Annotated in this window: 1 protein-coding gene; it reads left to right on the top strand. The window is 63.7% G+C overall.

Annotated features, from left to right (window positions below; genetic code table 11):
* On the top strand, positions 1-498 hold a 498-nt coding region (locus tag AC1DH9_RS30820; protein ID WP_477809542.1), incomplete at both ends, for a ShlB/FhaC/HecB family hemolysin secretion/activation protein.

Here is a 498-nt window from a genome sequence, read left to right as displayed (position 1 = left end):
GCGGTGTGGAACCTCGACATCAACTATGCCCAGGGGCTAAGTGGGTGGGGCGCCGACGACGATGCCCAGCGCCAGAACAGCAACCTGCCCAAGGCGCAGTTCCGCAAGTACCGCGCCAACCTCAGTCAGTGGCGCAATGGCCAGTTCGCCGGGCAAGCCTGGCAGTGGCAGAGCCAGCTCTCGCTGCAATACAGCCCCGACCCGCTGCCGGCCATCGAACAACTGCTGGTTACCGACGATTCCGCCGTCCGCGGCTATCGCGAAAACAATGCATCCGGCGCCATCGGAACGATCTGGCGCAACACCTTGCGCTTGCCACTGAACAGCGGCTTGCCGGTGCACATCACCCCGCGCGTGGGCCTGGACAACGGTTGGCTCAAGACCGATCACGGCGCTCCAGGCCAACGGCTGAGCGGTGCCAGTGCCGGGCTCAACCTGAGCTGGAAAAACCTGCAAGTCGACATCGATTACCAACGCAGCCTCAACACACCCAAAGGC

This window comes from Pseudomonas sp. 05T35 (assembly GCF_056396605.1).
Note: the sequence above shows the minus strand (reverse complement) of the source record. Positions and strands in the feature narration are given on the sequence as shown.